The organism is Breoghania sp. JC706, from assembly GCF_037026715.1.
In the GTDB taxonomy this organism is placed as follows: domain Bacteria; phylum Pseudomonadota; class Alphaproteobacteria; order Rhizobiales; family Stappiaceae; genus Breoghania.
Map to the genome: position 1 here is coordinate 342,686 of NZ_JBANCG010000001.1, position 22,609 is coordinate 365,294.

Genomic DNA, 22,609 nt, shown 5'->3' on the forward strand with positions numbered 1-22,609 from the left:
GTCATTGCCCGGCTCCGTCCGGGCAATCCAGTTCGTCCGGGATGCGCTGAAAGGTGGATCCCCCGGACAAAGCCGGGGGATGACGCCGGATAAATCTACCGGATTTTAAAAGCCGAAAACAAAAGGGGCGCGTCCTGCGACGCGCCCCCTGTCGTTTCGCTATGTCGCTAAACCTCAGTCGAGGCGGCCGCTGGCGTGGGCGAGCATGGTGTAGACCTTGCCCGTGTCGGACGACATGTAGGTCTCGCTCAGCATGTTGTCGCGATCGTTCTGGGAGACCTGGGTCAGCAGCGCCTCGAAATCCTCGATGTAGCGATCAACGGCACCCCTGAATTCCGGGTCGCGCTGATACTTGGAACGGATCTCGTCGAAGGTCTGCTGGCCCTGCAGGGTGTACAGACGGCGCGTGAAGACGTTGCGCTCGCCGGCCCGGTAGCGGTCCCACAGGTCGATGAAGGTCTCGTGGTCGATGGCGCGGGCGATGTCCATCGACAGCGAGTTCAGCGATTCCACCATGTGCAGCTGCGAACGGCCACCGGTGCCGGTCGCCGGAGCGGAACGGTCGCGGCGCGGGGCCTCGGCCTCCGGCTGTTCGCGTTCGTCCTCGGAGGCACGACGCAGCAGGTCGGAAACCCAGCCCTTGGGCTGGCCGGCCTGAGTGCCGCGTTGGGGGGCGCGTTCCGCCGGCTGCGAGGCGGGCTGAGCCGGGCGACGCGCGGCCGGCTGAGGCTGCTGGGGCGCCGCCTTGGCGGGCGCCGGAGCCGGTGTGGCCGGGCGCTGATAGTTCTGTGCCGGCTGGGCCGGGGGCTGAGCGGCCGGCTGCGGGGTGCGGGCAACCGTCTGCGCCGGTGCGGCTGACGGCTGGGAGGCCTGCGGCGCCTGCCAGCGGGAGGCCGGGGCCTCGGGGACCGGCTGGCGCGGCGAATGCGCCTGCTGGGCCTGAGCCGCCTGCGGTGCCGCGACATCGAGCGCGTTCGACTGGCGCGCCACGATCTCCGACAGCTCGTTCAGCGCGCGGATCTGCTCGGAAACCACCTTGCGCATCGTGGCGGTGGATTCCTGCGTCTCCTCGGGCAGATCGAGCACGCCGCGCTTCAGTTCGGCGCGGGTGGCTTCCAGTTCGCGCTGCACCTCGCGGGCAACCTCGCGCATGCGCTTGGTCGCCTCGTTGAAGCGCTCGGAGGCCTCGCCGACGGTGCGGCCGACCTCTTCCACGAATTGGGCCTGTGCGGCCTTGACGGCCTCGCGGGCCTTGTCGCCATGGGCGGACGCGGTCTCTTCCAGCGTGGTGAGCTGGTCGTTCAGCGTCTGCGTGGCGGTGTCGGCGGTGCGGCCGAGCAGGTTGACGACGGCACGGGCCTTGTCGTCGGCGCTCGACAGCGTGCCGGCCAGAAGCTGCGCGAAGTTCTGCATCAGCTCGTCGACGGTGCCGGTCTTGGTCACCAGGCTTTCCGCCGCGTTCTCGATGGTCGAGGCCTGCTCGCTCACCGAGCGCGTCACGGTGCGCTGGGTATCGTCGAGCTGGCGCGCGGCCGCCGTGATCTGCTGGCTCTGCTCCTCGAAGCGGTCGGCGAGGCCGGTGATGTCGGTGAGCATCGCGCCGGAAACGGTGCGAAGGGCTGCCACCTGATCGCCGATGATCGCGGTCGACTCGTTGGTATCGGTGACCGCACGGTCCACCGCGGTGCGGAACTCGCCGGCGCGCTGGGTGAGCTTGGTCTCGATCTCGTTGAGGTTCTCGCCCGCGCTCGACAGCACCTCGCGCAGTCCGGTGTTGGACTGGTTGAGACGGTCGAGAATGCCGGCGATCTCCGATTGCAGGCGATCGTTGGTGGAGCCCAGAAGCGCCACCGCATCGCGCGAGCGGGCCTCGATCGCGGCCGCGATCTCCTCGCCGGTCGCGGCCATGGAGCGTGTCGTCTCCAGACCCTGACGGGCGATGTTCTCGGAGACGTCGCGGCCCTTGACGGTGATCGCGTCGAGGATGGCGTTGTGGACCTCGTCCATGCGGCCGGTGAGGTCGCGCGAACGGGCCTCGATGGCGGAAACCAGCTCGTTGCCGTCCGTGCCCAGCAGGGTGGACAGTTCGGTCGAGCGGGCCGCCAGCGTCTCGTTGAAGGAGCTTGCCTGTTCCTTGAGATCCTCGGTGACGATGCGGCTGCGGTCGGTGAGGACCCGGGCCGCCTCGCGTACGGCCAGCGTGACCCGGTCGCGCAACTCGTCCGCCTCGCCGGAGACCAGCTGGTGAAGCTGCTCGGAGGTCTTCTCCAGAATGATGCGGGCGTGCTCGCTTTCCGCGTTCAGGCTGCCGGAGACTTCCGCGATGGTGCGGGCCATGGTCTCGCGCACCTGCTCGCTCTCGCCCGACAGCGCGCCGCCAAGTTCGGCGAGCGTTGCGGTGTAGAGCGTGCGGGCCCTCTCGCTTTCCGCGTTCATCGAGCGTCCGGCCTGTTCCACGGCCTGGAGAACCAGGTCGCGCACCTTGCCGCTCTCGCCTTCCATGACCTGCGATGCGCGCGTCATGGCCTCGGTGACGACGGAACGCGCCTTCTCGCTTTCCTCGGCCAGCGAGCCGGTGATGGCGGAAAGCCGGTCGTTCAGGATGCGCTCGATCTCGCCGGCGCGTCCGTCCAGCGTCTCGGCGACCTCGAACACCTTGGAGCCGAGCGAGACGTTGATTTCGGCGATGCGCTCCGACAGCATCTCGGTGAGCTGCTGGGTCTGGCGGGAGAGCACCTTGCTCACCTCGTCCAGGCGGCCGTTGAGCGCGTCGGTCATTTCGTTCTGGCCGACGACGAAGGCGCCCGCGATCTCGCGGGTGCGGGCGATCAGCGTCTCGGAGATCTGGCGGGCACGCGCATCCAGCGTCTCGTCGACGCGGGTGATGTTGGTGCTCATCGTCTCCGCGAGCTTCTCGGAACGCTCGTTGATGTGGCTTGCGGCACCGTCGATGCGGTCGCCGACGGCCTTGTCGAAGGACTCCAGCTTCTCCGCCATCGTCTCGCCGATCGCCTGGGAGCGTGCGTCGAGCTGCTTGGCGATCTCGTCGGTGCGGCGGTCGAAGTCGGCGCCGGCTTCCTCCACGCGAGCCTTGAGAACGTCGGAGACGATCGCCGTCTTGTCGTCGAACGTGTCGGCGATGCGGGCGCCGCCGCTGTCCAGCGTCTCGCCGATGCGGGTTGCGCCGCTCTCCAGCGTTTCCGCGATGCGGGTGGATGCGGTCTGAACCGTCTCGCCGATGCTGCCGCCGGTCGTCTCCAGCGCCTCGGTGATGCGGGCGGTTCCGCTTTCCAGCGAGGAGGCGAGCGCCGTGGTGCGCTGTTCCAACGCCTCGTTGAGGGCGAGGCTGCGGTTCTCGAAGGTCGCATCCAGCGTGTTGGACCGGCTTTCCAGCGCGGCATCCAGCGCCTCGGTGCGTTCCGCAAGGGCGCGGTCCATGGCGCCGATGCGGCGCTCCAGCGCGGTGTTGATCGAGCCGGTGCGCTCCTCCAGCGTGCCGTCGATGGTCTGGCGGTGCTTGTCGAGGCTCTCGTTGAGCGCGCGGGTGCGATCTTCCAGGGCGCCGTCGATGGCGCCGAGATGGCCTTCCAGCGCGGTGGAGAGTTCCGCCGTGCGGTTGCCGAAGGAGCCGACCAGTTCGCCGCCGCGCTCGTTGATGAGCGTGTCGAGTTCGGCAAGCCGGCTGGCGAGGCTGTCGTGCATGACACGGGCCCGCACGTCCACCGTTTCCGAAATCCGGCCGCCGATGGTGCCGAGTTCGTTGGCGATGGCGTCGCCGCGCGCGCCCATCAGGCGGGCAAGCTCGGTACCGGTCTCAGACAGGCGCTGGCCCAGTTCGTAGGAGCGCTCGCCCAGAGCCGCGCTGATTTCCGTGGTCGCGGAGGCGACGGTGGCGTCGAAGTCAGCCGCGTGGCGGGCGATGAGCTCGCCCATCGCCTCGCCGCGGGAGGCAAGCCGCTTGTCGAGCAGCTCGCCTTCCACGGTGATCGATTCGTGGATGCGCTCGCCGATGGAACCGAGCCGTTCGGCCAGGTCGCCGCCCTTCACCGTGATCGTCTCGGTGAGGTGGCTTGCGGTGCTGTCGAGCTTGGCCGCGATCTCGCCGCCGCGCAGCGACAGGTCGACGACGATGGACTCGCCCGTTCCCTGCAGGATGTCGGCAACTTCCGTCGTGCGGCTGGTGATCGTGTCGATGATCTCCGCACCCTTGGTGGCGATGTGGTCGGCCACCTCGCCGCCGTGATGGGTGATCGTGGAGATGACGTTCTCGCCGGTCGTCTGCATGCGCTCGTCGAGGGTCGAGACCTTCTCGTCCATGCTGTCGATGAGCGTGCGGCCGGTTGTGTCGAGGCGGGCGGTGATCTCCTCGGAGTGACGGGCGAAGGCCTCGGTGATCGTGGAACCCGCGATGGTCAGCGTGTCGTTCACTTCCGCCGAACGCAGGCCGATCGTCTCGGACACGCTTTCGCCGGTCTCGCTCAGCAGCTTGTTGATCGCGTTGCCGCGATCCATCAGCGTCGTGACCAGGCTGTCGGCTGTCTCCGACAGGCGGACGTTGATCTCGCTGCCGCGCAGGCTCAGCACTTCCGAAAGCTCGGAGGAGGAACGCGTCAGCCGGTCGACGTAGTCCTCGCCGCGCGAGGAGAGCGAATCGACGAGATCGCGGCCGGCTGCATCGAGCGACGCGGTCATGTTCTGCAGACGCTCGTCCACCGCCGAGGTGAAGTTCATCGCGCGGGAATCGAACGTCTCGGTCAGGCGGCTGTTGGCGGCGCTCACCGCTGTGTCGATCTGCTCGGCGGTGGTCGACAGCTGGGTCGCCAGGCTCTCGTGCGCGCCGGAAATCGAGGTGCGCACACGGTCGGCATTGGCGGTGATGGCTTCGCGCTGGCTGACCAGATCGTCGATCAGCGCACGGATCTTCAGCTCGTTGTCGTTGTAGGAGCGTTCAAGCGAGGCGACCTCGTTGTGGACGAGCACCTCCAGTTCGCTCGCACGCGCGATGGCACGCTCGATGCCGTCGCCCATGGCGGCGACCTCGCGGCGGATGGCCTGGCCGACGTTGAGCACGGATTCCTTGGCGATGTCCTCCGGCTCGGCGAGCCTCAGCGCCACTTCCGTCATGCCGTGCGCGACGATGCGCATCTCCTGGGCGCGGCGGATCATGATCGCCAGCACCAGGAAGAACACGACCGGCAGCACAAGCGCGATGCCGGCGGCGATCAGCGAGGGGAAGCGGGCGATCTCGCTCAGCGTCGCGATGGAATTGATTTCGGTGTTGAAGGCGGACCAGACGATGCCGCCGCCGATGCCGACCCAGGCGATCGACAGCAGGAAGGCGATCCACACCGGCGCCGTGGAGGGCTGGCGCTGCAGCGCATAGATCAGGTTGCCGATCGATCGGCGGTCGTCGTTGGCCGCGCTCTGTCGCGTGGAGCGGGCCCTGCGGCCGCGCCGCGGCGCACTCTTTTCCTCACGCTCGCGCGCGTTTACCGCCGCCGCGATCGCATCGACCGCGTCGCCTTCCCCTGAAGCGCCGCTTTCTCCGGTGTCCACGCCCGTGCCGGAAGAGCTGCGCGCGTCGCTCTCGAATTCGAGCTTCAGCGCCTCTTCGACGGCCGAAAGGGCCGCTTCCGCCGGATCGTTGGACTTTTGCGATTTACCCGCCATGTCAGATCGCCTCTGTCGGTACTCTGTACTTGCCGGCGACAGATTGCCGTTCGCCGTTGCCGCAATCGCGATACACATCGATAAACCCGGCGGCCGCCACCGCCGGAGCAATCGCAAATGCGGCCATTTCTGGCTCGGCCGCCATGAACCTTGTCATCATGGTCAATGTTAGGCACGACCCCCGCGGCCCGAAGAGCGTTCGTGCCCCGTCCCGGTACACGATCCTGCCGCTAACACATCCGCCCTTAATAAGGCCTTGTGCTGACAGCACGTTCTTCGCATTCAGCCGCATCCTCCATGTTATTGGCACAAACAGGGTAAATGGACAAGAAATCTCGGGCTGCGGAGCCGGCCGGCAGGCGGCCGGAAGGGTCCTCTCGGCAGATATTTTATCGTAAAAAATGACGATATTCACGGTTGGTGTGGCGCCCGGTTCCAGGGTGTTCCCATGTCACTGCGGCCGGCTCGGGCGGGGTCATTCCCCGGACATTGGATAAGGTTTCATACTACCGCATTGCTCATCTGGTGCGTGCGATGAACAGGCCGGCGTTGAGCGCCGCAATGCTCGGACCGTCTTCTCAAGACATTGAATCTACTTATTATTCGAAGTCGCCGCGAAAGACCGTCAATCGAGCGCGGGTGGTGGCGCCTCTCTCGCTGGCGTGACGATCTTTCGGGCAAGGCGGCCGCCCGTCCAGATGCGCGTGGCGCGCGAGCTGCGGTAGCCTGTGCCGTGCTCACGTTGCGGAGAGAGGTGGCGGCGGATGCGACGTTAACCAAAAATTCACTTTGTTGGTGCTCAGGCGCATCAGTGCGGGGAAAACACGATCTATTCTTAACCGGGTTTTTGCCGGTGGGGGGCATGATCGGCCTCCATCGAAACCCGCTGTCCGCCGTCCGGGCGCAGGCGGGCAACCATGCGGAGACCAATATGGCTTCATCCGGTCTTGCCTCTTCGGGCGACGGCGGCACGTCGGCCGCACCGGTCGACCTTGTCCACCTGGCGCGCCACACCTTCGGCAACCGGGCGCTGGAGCAGGAGGTGCTGCGTCTCTTCTCGCGCCAGTCGGAAATCTGGCTGGAGAAGCTGAAGCGGGCGCCCGATGCAGGGCAGCGCAGCGAGGCGGCCCACACCATCAAGGGCTCGGCCCGCGGCATCGGCGCCTGGCAGGTCGCGGAACTCGCCGAGCGGGTGGAGGGCGATGCACAGGCCATGACGGACGGTCTGTCAGGCGACCTGGAGGCAGCAATCGCCGCGGCCAACACATATATCCGCCATCTGCTGGACGAGAACGGCTGAGCGGGGCATCGGCCTGAGGCAACCTGTTCGCTGCGCCCGTGTGTCTTCGGCGTCAGCCGCCGCGGGCCTCTTGCCTCGTTTTTCGTCGCCCTTGCCCTTTTGCTTGACTTGACTGGCGCTGCGGAGTGGTTATGTCGGAAGGCATTGTCATCCTCCCGAATACACCAGTCAGCGAAGCTTCATGCCCAAGATCACCTATGTCAGCGCGGACGGCAGCGAACGGAAAACCGTGGAGGCCGCCGTCGGCACCACAGTCATGGAAAACGCCATCAAGAACATGGTCGCCGGCATCGAAGCGGAGTGCGGCGGCGCGTGTGCCTGCGCGACCTGCCACGTCTATGTCGATCCCGAGTGGGTCGAGGCCACGGGGTCGCCGCAGCCGATGGAAGAGGACATGCTCGACTTCGCCTATGACGTGCGCCCCACGTCGCGGCTGTCCTGCCAGATCAAGGTGACGGACGCGCTCGACGGTCTCGTCGTGCAGATCCCCGAGCGCCAGGCCTGAGGCTCCCCGCCTCACGCCTTTCATTCGTTCTGTCGCGCCAGAAAGCTGTCCGGTGAAATCCTGACGAGCCGCGGGCTCGTATTTCCTGCAGCTGGAATCCGGTTCGGGAACTTGCCGGGCTCCGCCGCCCGGCCGTCGGCAGGGCTCCGGCCGTAACCTTGTCCCCAGGATCATCCTTTTCAGGAGTTCGTCACCACATGCGGCATGATGACTGATTATTCCCCCCAATGCCGTGCTGATAACTTGGCGCGCATGATCCCGAATTCCTCCGCAGACAGGCGGACAGTGTGCTGCTCTGGACATTTTCACAGATGAACCGGCGGCATAACGTGGGAAGGCCAGATCTTCCGCGCCTGTCGATGTTCCCGTAATCCGCGCAATACTGGTCCGTCGCCCCACCAAGAGACCCCTCGATACAGCCTCCCAAGCCCTCCCACAGGTTCGTCCCGTAACCTCCCGGCCGGTCCCTCGAACCCCATGCGCGTGATCGTGCACGCGATAGATAACATGTCCCCTCAACGGGGCATTACGAAGCTGTGTGCTGCGTATGAAATAAGAATATAAGAATTATGATCGCTGATAAAAAATCGTGCATAGTCGTTCAGACGAAGAATAGTAGACAATACGTTCCGGCGTTTCTTGCTTACCACCTGCGATGTGTCGACAAGATATTCCTGATCGATCACAACTCCGACAAGGACTATCGCGGGTTGGCAACCGATCGGGTCTCGGTGTTCAGGTCCCGCATGGCGATTTTCGCGTCGGATGTGAATATCAACACAGTCTTGTCCAATTTCCCCGAGATCCGGGGGTTCGATTGGGTTTTCGTGCTCGACATCGACGAGTTCCTCCCGTTCTCAAATTTGTCCGAGACGAGGGAATTCATGGCGATGCATTCGGATGACAGTGTCGTCTGTCTGCGTTGGCGTAACGGCGTTCCTGCAGGAACCGTTGCAAATCTGGACGATGCCACTCTGTTGTCCTTCCAGCATGAGCCGTCGGGAACGAGCAAGATGGCGTATAACATGCGCCTGTTTCGAAATTTCCTGATAACGGAAGGCAATCACCGTCCCTTGAACCTCAATTCGGGCATCCTCAGGAATTTCAGAAAACGTGTTGCCCAGGACTCTTCCCATTCGATTTTCCATATTCCCTTCCTGAGCTTCCGTAACCTGAGAGACAAAATACGAAGCTGTCCGCCAAAGGAATTCGGGCAAAAGATAAACGGCACGGCGCGGCTTCTGGTCGAGAAATACGGACCTGACTGGCTCGAAAAAGACATCGAGACGGCAGACTTCACGTGGCTTGTCGCCAACTACCGCAACAGGGGCGAAGCCATCGACGTCTGCGCCGGGAATTTCTCCATGGACGAAGTCCATCTCTTCCGGGATCTGAAAGAGTGCATTGCCGACTGGGACGCGAGACTGGATGCGTGCCCGCGGGGCGAGGTGGTGCCAGCCAGACAGGCGGAGGCCGATTTCGTCAACCGCTTGCGGAAGAAAAAATGGCTCTATGTTGCCACGATCAGGCGGTGCATGAGGATCACGGATGATCGTTGCATCGTTCTGAATGCGTGATTGCACCGCCGCGCCGGGTCTGCTCCGGAGCCTGTCACGTGGCCGCAGGATTGCGGGCCTTCCCCGCTTCCCGCTGCAGCCTCACACGTTCAAGAGCAGATACTCCCGTTCCCAGGACGAGATCACCTTGTTGTAGAGGTGCCATTCCAGCTGCTTGACGTCGACATAGGCGTCGACGAAGCGGCCGCCGAGCACGCGGCGCAGCGGCTCGGATTCCTGCAGAACCGACAGCGCCTGGTGAATGTGCCAGGGCAGAGAGACGCCGAGCGTGTGGGCATCGACCTCGACCATCGGTTCCGGCAGGCGTTCCTCCTCCAGGCCCAGAAGACCGCAGGCGAGCGTCGCCGCCATGGCGAGATAGGGGTTGCTGTCGGCGCCGATCACCCGGTTTTCCACCCGGCGCGAGATCGGTGCGGAATCGGGCACGCGCAAGCCGCAGGTGCGGTTGTCGCGGCCCCAGTGGACGTTGATCGGCGCATCGGATTCAAGCCGGATGCGGCGGTAGGAGTTCACGTTCGGACAGAACACCGACATCGCCGCCGGCACGTAGGTCTGCAGGCCGGCGATGTAATGCAGCAGCGCCGGCGCGTCGCTGCCGTCGTCGTTGACGAAGATGTTGGAGCCATCCTCAAGCCGCACGATCGACTGATGGATGTGCGTCGCCGAGCCCGGCATGTCCTGGTGCGGCATGGCCATGAAGGTGGCCACCATGTCGTGGCGGCGGGCGGCGAGGCGGGCGGAGCGCTTGAACAGGAACGTCTGGTCGGCGAGTTCCACCGGATCGCCATGCCGGAAGTTCATCTCCAGCTGGGCGGGGCCGGCCTCGTGCGCCATGGTGGCGATCTCGATCCGGCTCGTCTCGCAATAGTCGTAGATCAGGTTGACGACGTGGTCGTAGTCGTTGGCATGTTCGATGCCGTAGGCCTGATGGCCGGATTCCTTGCGCCCCGACAGGCCTGCAGGCACGGTCAGCGGCAGGTCGGGATTGATGTTCTGACCGGTCAGGTAGAATTCCAGCTCCGGCGCCACGACCGGGCGCAGGCCGCGCTTGGCGTAGAGGTCGAGCACGTGGCGCAGCACCTGGCGCGGGGCGAAATCGACCGGCGTGCCGTCCATGAAGACACAGTCGCAGATGACCTGGGCCGTCGGCTCCTCGTACCACGGCACCAGCCGCATCGTGGAGAGGTCCGGAACCGCGCGAATGTCGCGGTCGAGCGGATTGACGATCGTGCTCTCGTCGGCGGTATCCCCCGTCACCGCCTGAAAGAAGAGGAATTCCGGCAGCCGAACGCCGTCGCCGATCAGGCGGATGAAATCCTCCCGCGGGATGATCTTGCCGCGCATGATCCCATTCATGTCGGGAACGATGCATTCGACTTCGTCGATGCGGGCCTCGCGCAGCCAGCGGACGGCATCGTCGGGGCTCGAGGGAACGTGGGTCGCGAGGTCTTCGGAGGGCATCGGTCGGCTCCATCGAGTTGAACGCAGGGGAGAAAGCGCTGTCTGCGCTCTTGCGTCAAGCAGGATCGTATGGCAAGGCTCGAACACCCCGCGCACATCCGTATTCCTACCCACTCGCAATATATGGCGATTGCAAATGTGATGGCGTCACCGTCATCCGGCGGTCGCCGGCGGTCGGATGTCAACAGGGGGAAGCCGACGGGGTTACTGACAGCTGATGTACAATTCGATTCTCGTACCGGTCGATCCGGCGGAATGCGCCTTCGCCGACAGCGCGCTTGCAAAGGCGGTCGAGTTCGTCCGGCAATATGATGCGGTGCTGCGGCTGGTTTCCGTCGTATCGCCGATCCGGGGCTTCGTCACCGAAGCGCTCGATGCGGATTACGATTCGCGTATCGTCGTGGATGCGCGCGAACAGCTCGCCAAGATCGCCGCGCGGCTGGAACTGCCCGCGCAAAGCGTCAGCATCTCCGTGCGCTCGGGTGCCGTCTATCATGAGGTGCTGGAGGAGGCGCAGGCCTTCAATGCCGATCTGATCGTCATCGCCTCCCACAGCCCGGGCTTCGCCACCTATCTGCTGGGCTCCAACGCCGCCAAGATCGTCCGCCATGCGGAATGCTCGGTGCTGGTGGTGCGCGACTGAGAGGGCGGAGCGGTCGGGGGGCGTTTGTTTCAGAGTATTGCGTGGTTGGCGCAAGCAAGCCGCCCATCCTTCGAGACGGCGCTGAAGCGCCTCCTCAGGATGACGTTATCGTGTTGTCATTTCAGAGAAACTAAAAGCACACACAACGTCATCCTGAGGAGGCCTGACAAGGCCGTCTCGAAGGATGGGCGGCAACGGAAACGCCGGCGTTTCTCTCTCGCTGGGCCATGAAACGATCTACCGCGTCAGCTCCTTCATCGCGGCATCAAGCCCTTCGAGCGTCAGCGGGTACATCCGGCCGTCCATGAGCTGCCGGATCATCTCGATCGACTGGGTGTAGGCCCAGTGTTTTTCCGGCACCGGGTTCAGCCACACCGCATGCGAATAGAGGTCGGTGACACGCCGGAGCCAGGTCTCGCCGGCCTCCGCGTTCCAGTGCTCCACCGCGCCGCCCGGATAGGCGATCTCGTAGGGGCTCATCGACGCGTCGCCGACGAAGATCGCCTTGTAGTCGGCGGGATAGGTGTGCAGCACGTCCCAGGTCGGCGTCACGTCGGTGTGCCGGCGGCGGTTGTCCTTCCACACGCCCTCGTAGAGGCAATTGTGGAAGTAGAAGTGCTCCATCACCTTGAACTCGGTGCGTGCGGCGGAAAACAGCTCCTCACAAACGCGGATATGGTCGTCCATCGATCCGCCGATGTCGAAGAACAGCAGCACCTTCACCGCGTTGCGCCGCTCGGGGCGCATCTTCAGGTCGAGATAGCCCTGGTGGGCGGTCGCCTTGATGGTGGTGTCGAGGTCCAGTTCCTCCGCAGCGCCCGTGCGGGCGAACTTGCGCAGCCGCTTCAGCGCCACCTTGATGTTGCGCGTGCCAAGCTCCACCGTCTCGTCGAGATCCCTGAACTCGCGCTTGTCCCAGACCTTGACCGCCCGGCGGTGGCGACTCTCCTTCTGGCCGATGCGGACGCCTTCCGGGTTGTAGCCATAGGCGCCAAAGGGGGATGTGCCGGCGGTGCCGATCCACTTGTTGCCGCCCTGGTGGCGGCCCTTCTGCTCCTCCAGCCGTTTTTTGAGCGTCTCCATCAGCTTGTCCCAGCCGCCAAGCGCCTCGATTTCGGCCTTTTCCTCGTCGGTGAGATGCTTCTCGGCGAGCTTCCTCAGCCACTCTTCCGGGATCTCGGCGCCTTCCACCGCCTCGCTCATCAGGTCGAGACCCTTGAAGACATGGCCGAAGACCCGGTCGAACTTGTCGAGGTTGGCTTCGTCCTTCACCAGGCTCGCGCGGGCGAGATAATAGAAGTCCTCCACCCGCCGTTCGGCGAGGTCGGCCTTCAGCGCCTCCATCAGCATGAGGTATTCGCGCAAGGAGACGGGAAGGCCCGCGGATTTCAGTTCCTGGAAAAAGTGAACGAACATCGCTGATCCCTGTGGAGGCCGAGGGCGGTGGGCAGCTTCCCGCCGCACCCGCTCCGGGCCATTTGGAGGATCAGGTTCCCTTGCCCCGGCCGTGAGGTCAAGGCCGGCTCGTCTCGTCGTGGGCGACCTGCCCGTTCGTCCGCGCCTTGAGGGCGTACCAGGCGACCTTGCCGGGGGCGAAGGCGTTGCGGCCGGAGCGGGTCCACAGCGGCGGCGTGTGGTCGCCGACGATGACGATATCGGTTGGCGGCAGGTCCGGATCGCTGGCGATCGCCGCGATGTCGTCCATCACGTCCATCCACATCTCGGTCATGTCGCAGACCATGTGATCGGCGAACGGGTTGGCCGTGTCGCAGGAAAGCCGCGGTGTGCCGGTGCCCGGTGCGATCGGCATGTGGGTGTTGAGCGTCAGCCAGTAGGCAAAGCGCGGCTTGCCGTCATTCCTGTCGAGATAGCGGCGCACCCGCTTCGAGACATCCGCATCGCACAGCCCCTTGAAAGTCAGGCCGCAAAAGGAGGGATCGGGGTCGGTGCCGTCGGCGACCAGGTCTTCCATGAAGTGGTCGTGCTGGAAGCCGACATGCGGATACCAGGTGTTGCGCTCGAAGAAGTTGCCGGTGAAGGCGTGGAACGAGGTGGCCTCGTAGCCGGCCTTGACCATGCGGGCGGGCAGGCAGTCGTAGTGGGGCTTGCCGAGATAGTCGCGGAAATCGCCCCACCGGCTGCACAGTTCGCGCGATTCAGCGCCGGTGGTCGAACCGACATAGGAGGACGTGCCGGACGTGACGGCGTAGCGCTTCTCCAGCTTCTTCGTTTCCAGAAGCCTTGTGAGCAGGGCCTGGTGCTCGGGGGCCGCGAAGGCGCCCATGCCCTCCACGACGACAACCAGCAGGTTATGCCCGTCGGCGACCGCCGATTGCTCGAACCCGGTTTCCTCCATCGCGGAGGTGAAGGGAACGCGCGAGGAATAGAGGATGCCGAGAAGGCCCTCGATGTTCTTGCTCGGCATGTTGACGGCGACGTCGGTGGCGAAAATGGCGATCGCGGCGAGGATCGCCGGCAGGAGGCTCACCGATTGCGTCTGCTTGCGGAAACGGATCAGGAGCCAGGCACTCGCGGCGGTGGTCGTGACGAGAACCGCGACGGCCAGCATGTAGGCCGCGGAGCCGAAGAAATCGAAGGCGACGGCATAACGGATCGATTCAAGCAACAGGCTCGGCGCGAGGTCGAAGACGCCCGCGATCACCATGAACGTGTCGATGCAGACGGCCAGGACCAGCAAGGCCACCGTCGCCCAGCCCGGCACCTTGCGGGAAAGCATGGTCACGAGGAGATAGAGGACGACCGCCCCCGAGCGCTTCGGGCAGGCGAATATCATCAGTGCCAGGAACGGGAGATTGGGCACAAGGACGCCGGAAAAAGCCAGAAACCAAGCGTACTTGTCTGAAAATGCGGAAGAAAATCCGTCAGACCCAAGATTTTCCGTATCTGATATTGTCATCTCTACCCGCTGCTTCCGTAAATCTCGCGAGAAATACAAACGCTTGACGGGTACAGGTCTACGCGTAGACGCTGAATAATTTGTTGACGCCTTGGGCAAAATGGACAGGTAGGCAAAGCCCTACCCGGACGCGCCGGGCCTTTCGTCCTCCACCGTCTCCGCCGCCTTGCGTAGGGAGCCGACGAAATCCGTCACCCGGGGCGGTTGGGTGCCGATAAAGGGGGCGGGGCGGCACACATCGATTGCCGCGGCGCCGATGCGCGCGGTCAGCAGGCCGTTGATCACGCCTTCTCCCAGGCGGGCGGAAACCTTGGCCGCCAGCCCGTGGCCCAGCACCTGCTGCAACAGGCTGTCGCCGGCCGCCATGCCGCCAGTCACCGCCAGATGGCCGAGAACGTGGCGCACCAGCCGGAAGATGCCGAGCGTTCCGGGCCGGCCGCCGTAGAGCTGCGACAGCGCCCGGATGAGACGCAGGTTCTCTATCGCCACGACCAGCAGATCGACGACGGCGCGCGGCGAGATCGCGGTGACGATCGACACCCGCTTGGAGGCATTGGCGATGAGAGTGCGGGCACGCGCATCGAGCGGGCTGAGGAGTTCGCGTTCGGTCAGGACCACAAGGTCGCGCCCGTCGATGATCTCGCGCGCGTGTCCCGCCATGGCGTTGCGCCCGTGCGCGGTCTCGGGGCGCGAGGCATAGAGCGTCGTGAGTTCCGAAAGTGCCGCGCCCGCCGTCTTGCGGTCGTCAGCTTCGGCGGCGGCGGCGAATTTCGCTCGCAGCCGGTCGATCTGCTTCAGCCGCGAAAGTCCCGCGATCTCGCGGATCACGAGGGCCAGGACGGCCAGAACGGCGAGCCCCGCAAAGACGATGCCGGTCCACCCCAGCCAGTCGGTGCGGGCAAACAGATCGCGGATGAGGCTGTCGATCGCAAGCCCTGCAGCCAGCGAGATCAGCCCGCCAAGACCGATCGCCAGCACCCGGCCCCAGCGTCGCGAACGCGGCGGCGCGATGGGGACAGCGGCGATCTCCTCCGGCAGGGGCGGCTCGGGAATGATCTCGGCCTGCGCCTTGCGCGCATGGCCGCCGTTCTCGCGTGCGCCCTGACGCTGGGCGTCCTCCACGATGCGGTCGCCATCGATACGGAAGGCGCGCGGGGCACGGCGCGGCTGTTCGCCACTCATGAGAGCTTGTCTCCAACAAGGAATTGCAGTGCCCGATCAAGCCGGATGTGCGGCAGCGACAGGGTCAGCCCTTCGGCCGTGCGTTCCAGTTTCGGCGGGCGGAAACGGATGAAGCGCAGATCGGGGCTGGGGCCAGTCGGGGCCTCGTAGATGGCGGCGGGATCGTTGGGAAGGTCACCGGGAAAGAGCGCGATCTCGCTCTCTCCGTCATAGATCTCGCCCTCCAGCCTCTCGCCGGGAAGCGGCGTACCGAGAATGGCGGGCAGGGTCGTGCCGTCCTGGCGCACCTGCGCCTCGCGGGTGGCGCGGATGGCGGCGAGCGCTGTCACCTCCACCTCCGCGCCCGCGAACTCGGCGCGCGCCACGGCCTTCTCGACGAGCTTCGCCAATATCGCCTCCAGCCGGTCATGGTCGGCGTGGTGGAGATGATCGGCCTTGGTGGCGGCAAACAAAATGCGGTCGATACGGCGCACCAGAATGCCGGAGAGCCAGGAGTTCCGCCCGGGACGGAAGCAGGACAGGATGCCGGCGAGAGCCGCCTCCAGATCGCGCACGGCGGCCGGCCCCGCGTTCAGCGCGGCGAGCGTGTCGACCAGCACGATCTGGCGGTCGAGGCGGGCGAAATGCTCGCGGAAGAACGGCCGCACGACGTGCTTCTTGTAGGCCTCGAAGCGCCGCTCCATCATCGCGTGCAGGCTGCCGCGCTTCGCCGATCCGCCCGTTTCAAGATCGAGCGGACAGAAGGTCAGTGCGGGGGAGCCTTCCATGTCGCCGGGCATGAGAAAGCGGCCCGGCGGCAGCAGAGAGAAGGCGCGGTCATCGGCCCGGCAGGCGGCGAGATAGGCGGTGAAGCGGGCGGCCAGATCGCGCGCGCGGGCCTCGTCGGCCTCCATCGCCGGATCGGTCGCGGACAGGGCGGCGAGCCAATCGGCGGCAAGCTCTGAGCGGGCCGGATCGCGGGCACGCTCCAGCGCCTCGTGCGACCATGTGGCGAAGTCCTTGTTGAGGAGCGGCAGGTCGAGCAGCCATTCGCCGGGATAGTCGACGATGTCGAGATGAAGCGTTCCGCGCCCCAGCATGTTTTTCAGGAAGGTCGCGGATTCGTATTCGATGGTGAGGCGCAGTTCCGATGTCTGGCGGGTCGATTGCGGCCAGATGCGTTCATCGAGCAGCGTGTCGACATGGGCCTCGTAGTCGAAGCGGGGCACGGCGTCGTCGGGCTGGGGCTGGAGAAATGCCCGCGCCAGCCGCCCGCTCGCGGCCGCCTCGAAAAGCGGCAGCCGCCCGCCGTGGACGAGATTGTGGACGAGCGCGGTGATGAACACGGTCTTGCCGGCGCGCGACAGCCCCGTGACGCCCAGGCGCAACGTCGGCACCGACAGTGCCTGCGCGCCCTCCACGATGTTCTCGAAGGTGTTCAGCGCCTCGTCGGCGATTGAGCTCAGTCTGATCAACGGCCGGATCACTCCGTGGGTGGGGCGGCGGGACGCCGGTTCCGCGGTTGTGGTGGCGTCCATGATGTCTGTCGGGAGGACCATGCCGAACCTCCCGGGCAAAAGACGCCGCATCCCGGCGCCCTTGGTCGTGCCAGATGTAGGGAGGCAGGAGACCCGGTGCAAATGCCGTCGCGTTCCCGACGACGCCGCAGAGTGCGGAAATGCCAGCCGCCCCGGTTCTCTCCTCAGTCCGCCGTCTCGCTCCCGTCGTCACTACCGTTGGCCGTTTCCAGCTCGCGCGGCTTGATGAAGCTGACAAGGTGCCCGGCGCCCGATTTCAGCCCTGACCAGTCGGCCCCCTCGAAATCGAGAATGGCAAGCGCGGCTGTCGGGAAGCCGCCCTCCAGCCTTGCGATATCTTCTGTGTTTCCCGTTCCGGCCAGCGCCAGCGCGGTTTCGTGGGTTGCCGGGTTGTGGCCGATGACGAGCAGCGTCGCGGCATCGCCACCGTGTTCACGGATGATGTCAAGATAGTCATCGTCCAGCGTGTCGTAGATCGCGCGCAGGAACAGAACGTCGAACTCCCCCGCGAGGAACGGCAGTGTCTCGGCGAAGGTCTGGCGCGTTCGCAACGCCGACGAACACAGCACCCGGTCGGGCAGCAGGCCGTTCTCCTTCATGTAGTGGCCCATCAGCGGGGCCGCCTTCTGCCCGCGCGGGGCGAGCGGGCGGTCGAAATCGGCGGTCGCCTCCTCCGACCAGGATGACTTGGCATGGCGCAGCAGCATCAGGCGGGGCATCGACGGTCTCCGTCCGCATACGTGGTCCCGAGGGCACAGATCGATACCCTCGCGGTCATTTCATTGCGCGCAGCATTTCCACCATGTCGGTATAGGCCGTTTCCATCCGCCGTTCATCGAGCGGATAGGCATAGTTCATCCATACCACCAGCCCTCGCCGGCCGACAGATACCGGCCAGATCGTTTCGCGGCGCTGCACCTTGCCGTCGTAGCCCACCACGAAGGTCAGCCCGCGCGAGGCCAGTCCCGCCCCGCCGACCTGCTTGAAGCCGATTGTCGAAAACCGCGCGCGATAGTCCTCCAGCGCGCGTTTGAGGTAGCCCTGTTCCCACAGCTGCACGACGACGAAGACCTCGCCCGTGCGGTAGGTACAGCTTGCCAGCATCAGCGAGGCCGTGCCCGCCACCTCCGACCGCTCCAGCGCGCCGATGCGCTCCGGGCAGGTGAGGCCGCTGTAGTGCTTCAGGCTGCCGAAATCCTCCCGCCACCCGCCGTCGGCCATGGCCGGACGCGGGGCGGGTAATACCAGAACGAAAAGCGTTGCCAGCAGGAGGGCAGCTGCCGGCCGGAGCAGGGCAGGGAATGCTGCGAGAACGCGGTGCGGCATCCGCTAGCGCCCCTGGCGCCGGGCCATGAAGGCCAGTCTTTCGAACAGATGCACGTCCTGCTCGTTCTTCAACAGCGCGCCGTGCAGCGGCGGGATCAGTTTCGAGGCGTCCCGCTCCTTCAGCGTCGCCGGGTCCACGTCCTCGTTGACCAGCAGCTTGATCCAGTCGAGCAGTTCGGAGGTCGACGGCTTCTTCTTCAGGCCCGGCACCTCGCGCACCTCGTAGAAGAGCGTCAGCGCCTCGCGCAGCAGCAGGCCCTTCAGGCCGGGGAAATGCACGTCCACGATCTCTCGCATCGTCTCCTCGTCGGGAAACTTGATGTAGTGGAAGAAGCAGCGGCGCAGGAAGGCGTCGGGCAGGTCCTTCTCGTTGTTCGACGTGATGATCACCAGCGGCCGCTTTTCCGCGCGGATGGTCTCGCCGGTCTCGTAGACGTGGAACTCCATGCGGTCGAGTTCGAGCAGCAGGTCGTTGGGGAACTCGATATCGGCCTTGTCGATCTCGTCGATCAGCAGAACGGGGCGCTCGGGCGAGACGAAGGCCTCCCACAGCTTGCCGCGCCGGATGTAGTTCTTGATGTCGTGCACCCGCTCGTCGCCGAGCTGGCTGTCGCGCAGGCGCGAGACCGCATCGTATTCGTAAAGGCCCTGCTGCGCTTTTGTCGTCGATTTCACGTGCCATTCGATGAGGGGAGCATTGAGCGCGGTCGCGACCTCCTGCGCCAGAACGGTCTTGCCGGTGCCGGGCTCGCCCTTGACGAGGAGCGGTCGCTCCAGGGCGATGGCCGCGTTGACGGCGATACGCAGATCCTCGGTCGCGACATAGTCGGCGGTGCCTTCGAAACGCATGCGGTTGTCCTGTTGTCGAGTGGCTGATTGAACCTCGGAAGGGGTGCGCGCAGCATATGACGCAAGGGCGCGCGCCGCCAGCCCGCTTCGCCGCGCCGGATCCCGTCAAAACTTGCCTGCCGCCCGGCAAAGTTTGCCCGAAGGCGGCACAAATGTCCCGACCGGAAAAGCTTAAAATGCCACCCAACGCTCCCTAGTACGTTGGAAAAGCACAAACCAGGCGCTTTTTTTCGACTTGGCACGGCGGTTGCGTTGAGGGGCTTGAGTTTTTGTATCCCTCGCTGACTAGCGATCACTCGTGAGGAGAAGTCGATGGGCATCTATGGCGCCATCAATGCGGCGATCTCGGGTCTGAAGGCCCAGTCCTATGCGCTTGAGAACATCTCGGGCAACATCGCCAATTCGCAGACAACCGGCTACAAGCGCCTCGATACCAGCTTTTCGGATCTCGTGGCCAGCGGCGGCAACGACCAGACCACGCAGAAAGCCGGTACGGTGAACGCCAATTCGCGGGCGACGAACGAGATCCCGGGCGATATCCAGCGGTCGGATATCGACACCCATATGGCGATCAAGGGCGACGGCTATTTCGTCGTGCAGGAGAAGCTTGGCCAGACGGACGGCCGCTCGATCTTCTCCGGCAACAATGTCTACACCCGGCGCGGCGACTTCACGATCGACGAGGAAGGCTATCTCGTCAACGGCGCCGGCTACTACCTGTTCGGCAATCCGATCGACGAGACGACGGGCAACGTCTCCGGCACCGTGCCGGAACTGATCCAGATCACCAACGATTTCATGGGGGCCCGGCAGACGACGCAGATCGAGTATCGCGGCAATCTGCCGACCTATCCGATCACGGCGCAGTCCGATTCCACGACGCCGGGTTCGGAGCTGCTCGACAGCTCGATCACGCCCGGTACCGATATCACGGCAAACGACAACACCGCCTTCCTGCGCTCTTCGCTGGCAGGTGAGGCCATCACCGTCTACGACGAGAACGGTTCCCCCGTGAACGTCCAGTTCCGCTGGGCCAAGTCGCAGAACGCGGACTCTTCGGTGCCGCAGAATGCGCAGTGGGAACTCTATTACATGGCGGACCCGACCGCGACCGGCACGGATGCCATGTGGACGCACGCCGGCCAGTTCGAGTTCGACGGTTCCGGCGCTCTGGTCTCCACCACCGACGACACCGGCACCACGTCGACGCCGGCCGGTTCCAGCATGACCCTTTCGGACGTGACCGTTGCCGGCAACAATATCGGCGACCTGCAGTTTGCGTTCGGCAGTGACGGTCTGACCCAGTACGCCGACCCCAACGGTTCGGCGAAGGTGAAGACGCTGGCCCAGGACGGCTATGCCTCCGGTGAGCAGACCGGCGTCCAGATCTCCGGGTCGGGCCGCATCGTGGCCACCTACAACAACGGACAGACGCGCGATCTCTACGAGATCCCGATCGCGTCCTTCTCCGCCGATAGCCGTCTGGAACGCCTGCCTGGCGGCGCCTTTGCCCAGACCACCGATTCCGGCGAGCCGCTCTACAGCGCCACCGGGTCCGTTAAGGGCAATTCGCTGGAAGCTTCCAACACGGACATCGCGGATGAATTCTCCAGGCTGATCATCACGCAGCAGGCCTATTCGGCGAATACGCGCATCGTCACGTCGGGCGACGAGATGCTGCAGGAAGCGCTCAACATGGTCCGCTAGGGCGGGCCCTTCGCCGCCGGTTCCGGTTTCGGGCAACCGGCGGCGCTTTCATGAACCTCTCGTCAGGACGGTCGTGCCATGGGTCTGAGTTCGGCGCTTAACACCGCTCTTTACGGTCTGAAATACAACCAGCGGCAGCTGGACGTCACGTCGGCGAATATCGCCAGCGCGGATACTGTCGGCTATACCAAGAAGAGCCTCCAGGCCTCCGTCGATTACGGCAACAACGGCCAGGTGATCGGCGTTACCGCCGACAAGATCACCCGTTCGCTCAACGAGAATGTCCAGCGGCAGTTTCGTTCAAGCAACGCCGACTACAGCTATGCCAAGCTGATGGATTCCTACGCCTCGCGCGTCGACGAGCTGCTGGGTTCGATCGAGGATCCCGGCGCGCTGACAGAGGTCTGGAACGATTTCGTCGGCAATCTCAAGGCGCTGACCACCTCCCCGGAGGATTACACGGTTCGCCTTCAGACGGTCCAGAGCGCGAAGGCGCTGGCTTCCGAACTCAACAGCGCCACCGCTGCCGTGCAGCAGATGCGTCAGGAAACCGAGACGACGATCGGTGCGACCGTCGACCGGGTCAACCAGATCATCTCCTCCGTGGCCGACATCAACAACCAGATCGTTTCGCAGCAGGCCGGCAACCAGTCGGTCGTGGATCTGGAGGATGAGCGGGATCGCTATCTCGACGAGTTGTCGGGTCTGATCGACATCAACGTCCGCAACGATCCGAACGGTTCCGTGCGGATCTACACCACCAACGGCATGTCGCTGCTCGACGTCTATCCCTCCGAACTGCGGTTCGATGAGCGGGCGACGATCACGGCCGAGGCGCAGTGGAATGATGATCCCGCGCTCCGGCAGGTGGGTACGCTGACGCTCGTCACCCCCGGCGGTTCGACCATCGACATGATATCGACGCGCGGGCTTTCCTCGGGCAAGCTCGCCGCGCTCGTGGACATGCGCGACAACTATCTGGTGGAAGTGCAGAGCCAGCTCGACGAGCTTGCCAGCCAGATGTCGCTGGCGCTGTCGAGCAACACCGTTGAAAGCACCGATGCCGGTGCGACGCCGCCGCAGAACGGGCTGCAGGTGGATCTGGCGTCGCTGCAAAAGGGCAACAAGGTCACGGTGACCTACACCGATGCCGCTTCCGGCGAGCAGCGCACGGTAAGTCTCATCCGCGTCGACGACCCGAGCCAGTTGCCGCTTTCCAACAGCGAGACGGCCGACCCGAACGATACGGTCTACGGCATCGATTTTTCCGGCGGCAACGCCTCCGCGGCGACCCAGATGCAGGCGGCGCTCGCGGCGGCCGGTCTGACGGTCTCCAATTCCGGCTCCACATTCAGCTTCGTCGACGATGGCGGCACGACGTCCACGCTCACGGGGCTGAATGCCACGGTGACCGCAACCGGTCTGACCGACGAGGGCACCGGCCTGCCGCTGTTCACCGACGGACTGGCGGGCCAGCCCTACACGGACGCGCTGGAAGGGCGGGATCAGAAGGTGGGCTACGCCGGCCGGATCTCGGTCAATCCCGCGATCCTTGCCGATAATTCGCGCCTTGTGATCTATGACACGGTGACGCCGACGGAAGAGGGCGATCCGACCCGTCCGCTGGCGATGCTGAAGGCGCTGACCGAAACGTCCTACGACTACGACAGTTCGGCCGGGCTCGGCAGCAAGACGGCGCCCTTCGACGGCTCCGTGACCGATTACCTTTCCGCGATCGTCGGCCGTCAGTCGGCCAAGGCCGCAAACGCGGCGACCACGCTCGCGGGACAGAAGGTCGTCACCAACAATCTCAAGGACAGGCTGGACGATTCCTCCGCCGTGAACATGGACGAGGAACTCGCACGCCTGATCCAGCTGCAGAACGCCTACTCGTCCAATGCTCGGGTGATGACGGTGGTTCGCGAATTGTTTGATGTTCTTATGAACGCGTGAGG

At 64.8% G+C, this 22,609-nt stretch carries 16 protein-coding genes; 6 read left to right on the forward strand and 10 right to left on the reverse strand.

The genetic code is table 11. The annotated features are described in order from the left end of the window. Positions 1–174 precede the first annotated feature (174 nt). Positions 175–5,670, reverse strand: coding sequence for an antitoxin (locus tag V2L18_RS01495; protein ID WP_336175952.1), 5,496 nt, complete (start codon positions 5,668–5,670; stop codon positions 175–177). 1 nt (position 5,671) lies between these two features. Next, positions 5,672–5,815, reverse strand: a complete 144-nt coding sequence (locus tag V2L18_RS01500; RefSeq protein WP_336175953.1) for a hypothetical protein — start codon at positions 5,813–5,815, stop codon at positions 5,672–5,674. A gap of 786 nt (positions 5,816–6,601) precedes the next feature. Between V2L18_RS01500 and V2L18_RS01505 the strand changes: the two genes are divergently transcribed. The 3 genes from V2L18_RS01505 (at position 6,602) to V2L18_RS01515 (ending at position 9,052) form a co-directional block, all read left to right on the forward strand. Beyond that, positions 6,602–6,970 carry an Hpt domain-containing protein gene (locus V2L18_RS01505; RefSeq protein ID WP_336175954.1) on the forward strand — a complete coding sequence of 123 codons (369 nt, stop codon included), beginning with the start codon at positions 6,602–6,604 and terminating at the stop codon, positions 6,968–6,970. 181 nt (positions 6,971–7,151) lie between these two features. After that, complete coding sequence (locus V2L18_RS01510) at positions 7,152–7,475, forward strand: 2Fe-2S iron-sulfur cluster-binding protein (RefSeq protein ID WP_336175955.1); 324 nt, start codon at positions 7,152–7,154, stop codon at positions 7,473–7,475. Positions 7,476–8,044: 569 nt separating this feature from the next. Further along, the gene (locus V2L18_RS01515) at positions 8,045–9,052 is read left to right on the forward strand and encodes a glycosyltransferase family 2 protein (protein WP_336175957.1); all 1,008 of its coding nucleotides are present in this window, start codon (positions 8,045–8,047) and stop codon (positions 9,050–9,052) included. Positions 9,053–9,133: 81 nt separating this feature from the next. Here V2L18_RS01515 and V2L18_RS01520 read toward each other — a convergent pair whose 3' ends face one another. Then, positions 9,134–10,513, reverse strand: coding sequence for a glutamine synthetase family protein (locus V2L18_RS01520; protein ID WP_336175958.1), 1,380 nt, complete (start codon positions 10,511–10,513; stop codon positions 9,134–9,136). A 217-nt stretch (positions 10,514–10,730) separates the two neighbouring features. On the opposite strand from V2L18_RS01520, the gene V2L18_RS01525 reads away from it, so the two are divergent. After that, entirely contained in the window at positions 10,731–11,156 is a 426-nt protein-coding gene (locus V2L18_RS01525; protein ID WP_336175959.1) for a universal stress protein, read from the forward strand. A 237-nt stretch (positions 11,157–11,393) separates the two neighbouring features. On the opposite strand, the gene V2L18_RS01530 is transcribed toward V2L18_RS01525, so the two are convergent. From V2L18_RS01530 to V2L18_RS01560, 7 genes are all read right to left on the reverse strand, one after another. After that, positions 11,394–12,572, reverse strand: a complete 1,179-nt coding sequence (locus tag V2L18_RS01530) for a VWA domain-containing protein (RefSeq protein ID WP_336175961.1) — start codon at positions 12,570–12,572, stop codon at positions 11,394–11,396. Between the two features lie 97 nt (positions 12,573–12,669). Continuing rightward, positions 12,670–13,977: a sulfatase-like hydrolase/transferase gene (locus tag V2L18_RS01535; RefSeq protein WP_336175963.1), complete on the reverse strand. Its 1,308-nt coding sequence runs from the start codon at positions 13,975–13,977 to the stop codon at positions 12,670–12,672. Between the two features lie 216 nt (positions 13,978–14,193). Then, positions 14,194–15,255: a TIGR01620 family protein gene (locus V2L18_RS01540; RefSeq protein ID WP_336175965.1), complete on the reverse strand. Its 1,062-nt coding sequence runs from the start codon at positions 15,253–15,255 to the stop codon at positions 14,194–14,196. After that, positions 15,252–16,793: a YcjX family protein gene (locus V2L18_RS01545; RefSeq protein WP_336175967.1), complete on the reverse strand. Its 1,542-nt coding sequence runs from the start codon at positions 16,791–16,793 to the stop codon at positions 15,252–15,254. The genes V2L18_RS01540 and V2L18_RS01545 overlap by 4 nt, the downstream gene beginning before the upstream one ends. Positions 16,794–16,936: 143 nt before the next feature. Then, positions 16,937–17,491 (reverse strand): histidine phosphatase family protein, encoded by a 555-nt coding sequence (locus V2L18_RS01550; protein ID WP_336175969.1) that lies wholly within the window; start codon positions 17,489–17,491, stop codon positions 16,937–16,939. A gap of 55 nt (positions 17,492–17,546) precedes the next feature. Next, on the reverse strand, positions 17,547–18,098 hold the full coding sequence (locus tag V2L18_RS01555) for a hypothetical protein (RefSeq protein WP_336175970.1): 552 nt from the start codon (positions 18,096–18,098) through the stop codon (positions 17,547–17,549). Between the two features lie 3 nt (positions 18,099–18,101). After that, positions 18,102–18,947: a MoxR family ATPase gene (locus V2L18_RS01560; protein WP_336175971.1), complete on the reverse strand. Its 846-nt coding sequence runs from the start codon at positions 18,945–18,947 to the stop codon at positions 18,102–18,104. Between the two features lie 312 nt (positions 18,948–19,259). Here V2L18_RS01560 and V2L18_RS01565 point away from each other — a divergent pair, with 312 nt between their 5' ends. Both V2L18_RS01565 and flgK read left to right on the forward strand, forming a co-directional pair. Beyond that, positions 19,260–20,654, forward strand: a complete 1,395-nt coding sequence (locus tag V2L18_RS01565) for a flagellar hook-basal body complex protein (RefSeq protein WP_336175972.1) — start codon at positions 19,260–19,262, stop codon at positions 20,652–20,654. A gap of 78 nt (positions 20,655–20,732) precedes the next feature. Then, positions 20,733–22,607: a flagellar hook-associated protein FlgK gene (gene flgK, locus V2L18_RS01570; RefSeq protein ID WP_336175974.1), complete on the forward strand. Its 1,875-nt coding sequence runs from the start codon at positions 20,733–20,735 to the stop codon at positions 22,605–22,607. Positions 22,608–22,609: the final 2 nt, after the last annotated feature.

What these genes read in the sequence shown, in the direction of transcription:
- V2L18_RS01495 (WP_336175952.1), bottom strand. Translation starts at nt 5,670, where the DNA reads ATGGCGGGTAAATCGCAAAAGTCCAACGATCCGGCGGAAGCGGCCCTT.
- V2L18_RS01500 (WP_336175953.1), bottom strand. Translation starts at nt 5,815, where the DNA reads ATGGCGGCCGAGCCAGAAATGGCCGCATTTGCGATTGCTCCGGCGGTG.
- V2L18_RS01505 (WP_336175954.1), top strand. Translation starts at nt 6,602, where the DNA reads ATGGCTTCATCCGGTCTTGCCTCTTCGGGCGACGGCGGCACGTCGGCC.
- V2L18_RS01510 (WP_336175955.1), top strand. Translation starts at nt 7,152, where the DNA reads ATGCCCAAGATCACCTATGTCAGCGCGGACGGCAGCGAACGGAAAACC.
- V2L18_RS01515 (WP_336175957.1), top strand. Translation starts at nt 8,045, where the DNA reads ATGATCGCTGATAAAAAATCGTGCATAGTCGTTCAGACGAAGAATAGT.
- V2L18_RS01520 (WP_336175958.1), bottom strand. Translation starts at nt 10,513, where the DNA reads ATGCCCTCCGAAGACCTCGCGACCCACGTTCCCTCGAGCCCCGACGAT.
- V2L18_RS01525 (WP_336175959.1), top strand. Translation starts at nt 10,731, where the DNA reads ATGTACAATTCGATTCTCGTACCGGTCGATCCGGCGGAATGCGCCTTC.
- V2L18_RS01530 (WP_336175961.1), bottom strand. Translation starts at nt 12,572, where the DNA reads ATGTTCGTTCACTTTTTCCAGGAACTGAAATCCGCGGGCCTTCCCGTC.
- V2L18_RS01540 (WP_336175965.1), bottom strand. Translation starts at nt 15,255, where the DNA reads ATGAGTGGCGAACAGCCGCGCCGTGCCCCGCGCGCCTTCCGTATCGAT.
- V2L18_RS01545 (WP_336175967.1), bottom strand. Translation starts at nt 16,793, where the DNA reads ATGGTCCTCCCGACAGACATCATGGACGCCACCACAACCGCGGAACCG.
- V2L18_RS01550 (WP_336175969.1), bottom strand. Translation starts at nt 17,491, where the DNA reads ATGCCCCGCCTGATGCTGCTGCGCCATGCCAAGTCATCCTGGTCGGAG.
- V2L18_RS01555 (WP_336175970.1), bottom strand. Translation starts at nt 18,098, where the DNA reads ATGCCGCACCGCGTTCTCGCAGCATTCCCTGCCCTGCTCCGGCCGGCA.
- V2L18_RS01560 (WP_336175971.1), bottom strand. Translation starts at nt 18,947, where the DNA reads ATGCGTTTCGAAGGCACCGCCGACTATGTCGCGACCGAGGATCTGCGT.
- V2L18_RS01565 (WP_336175972.1), top strand. Translation starts at nt 19,260, where the DNA reads ATGGGCATCTATGGCGCCATCAATGCGGCGATCTCGGGTCTGAAGGCC.
- flgK (WP_336175974.1), top strand. Translation starts at nt 20,733, where the DNA reads ATGGGTCTGAGTTCGGCGCTTAACACCGCTCTTTACGGTCTGAAATAC.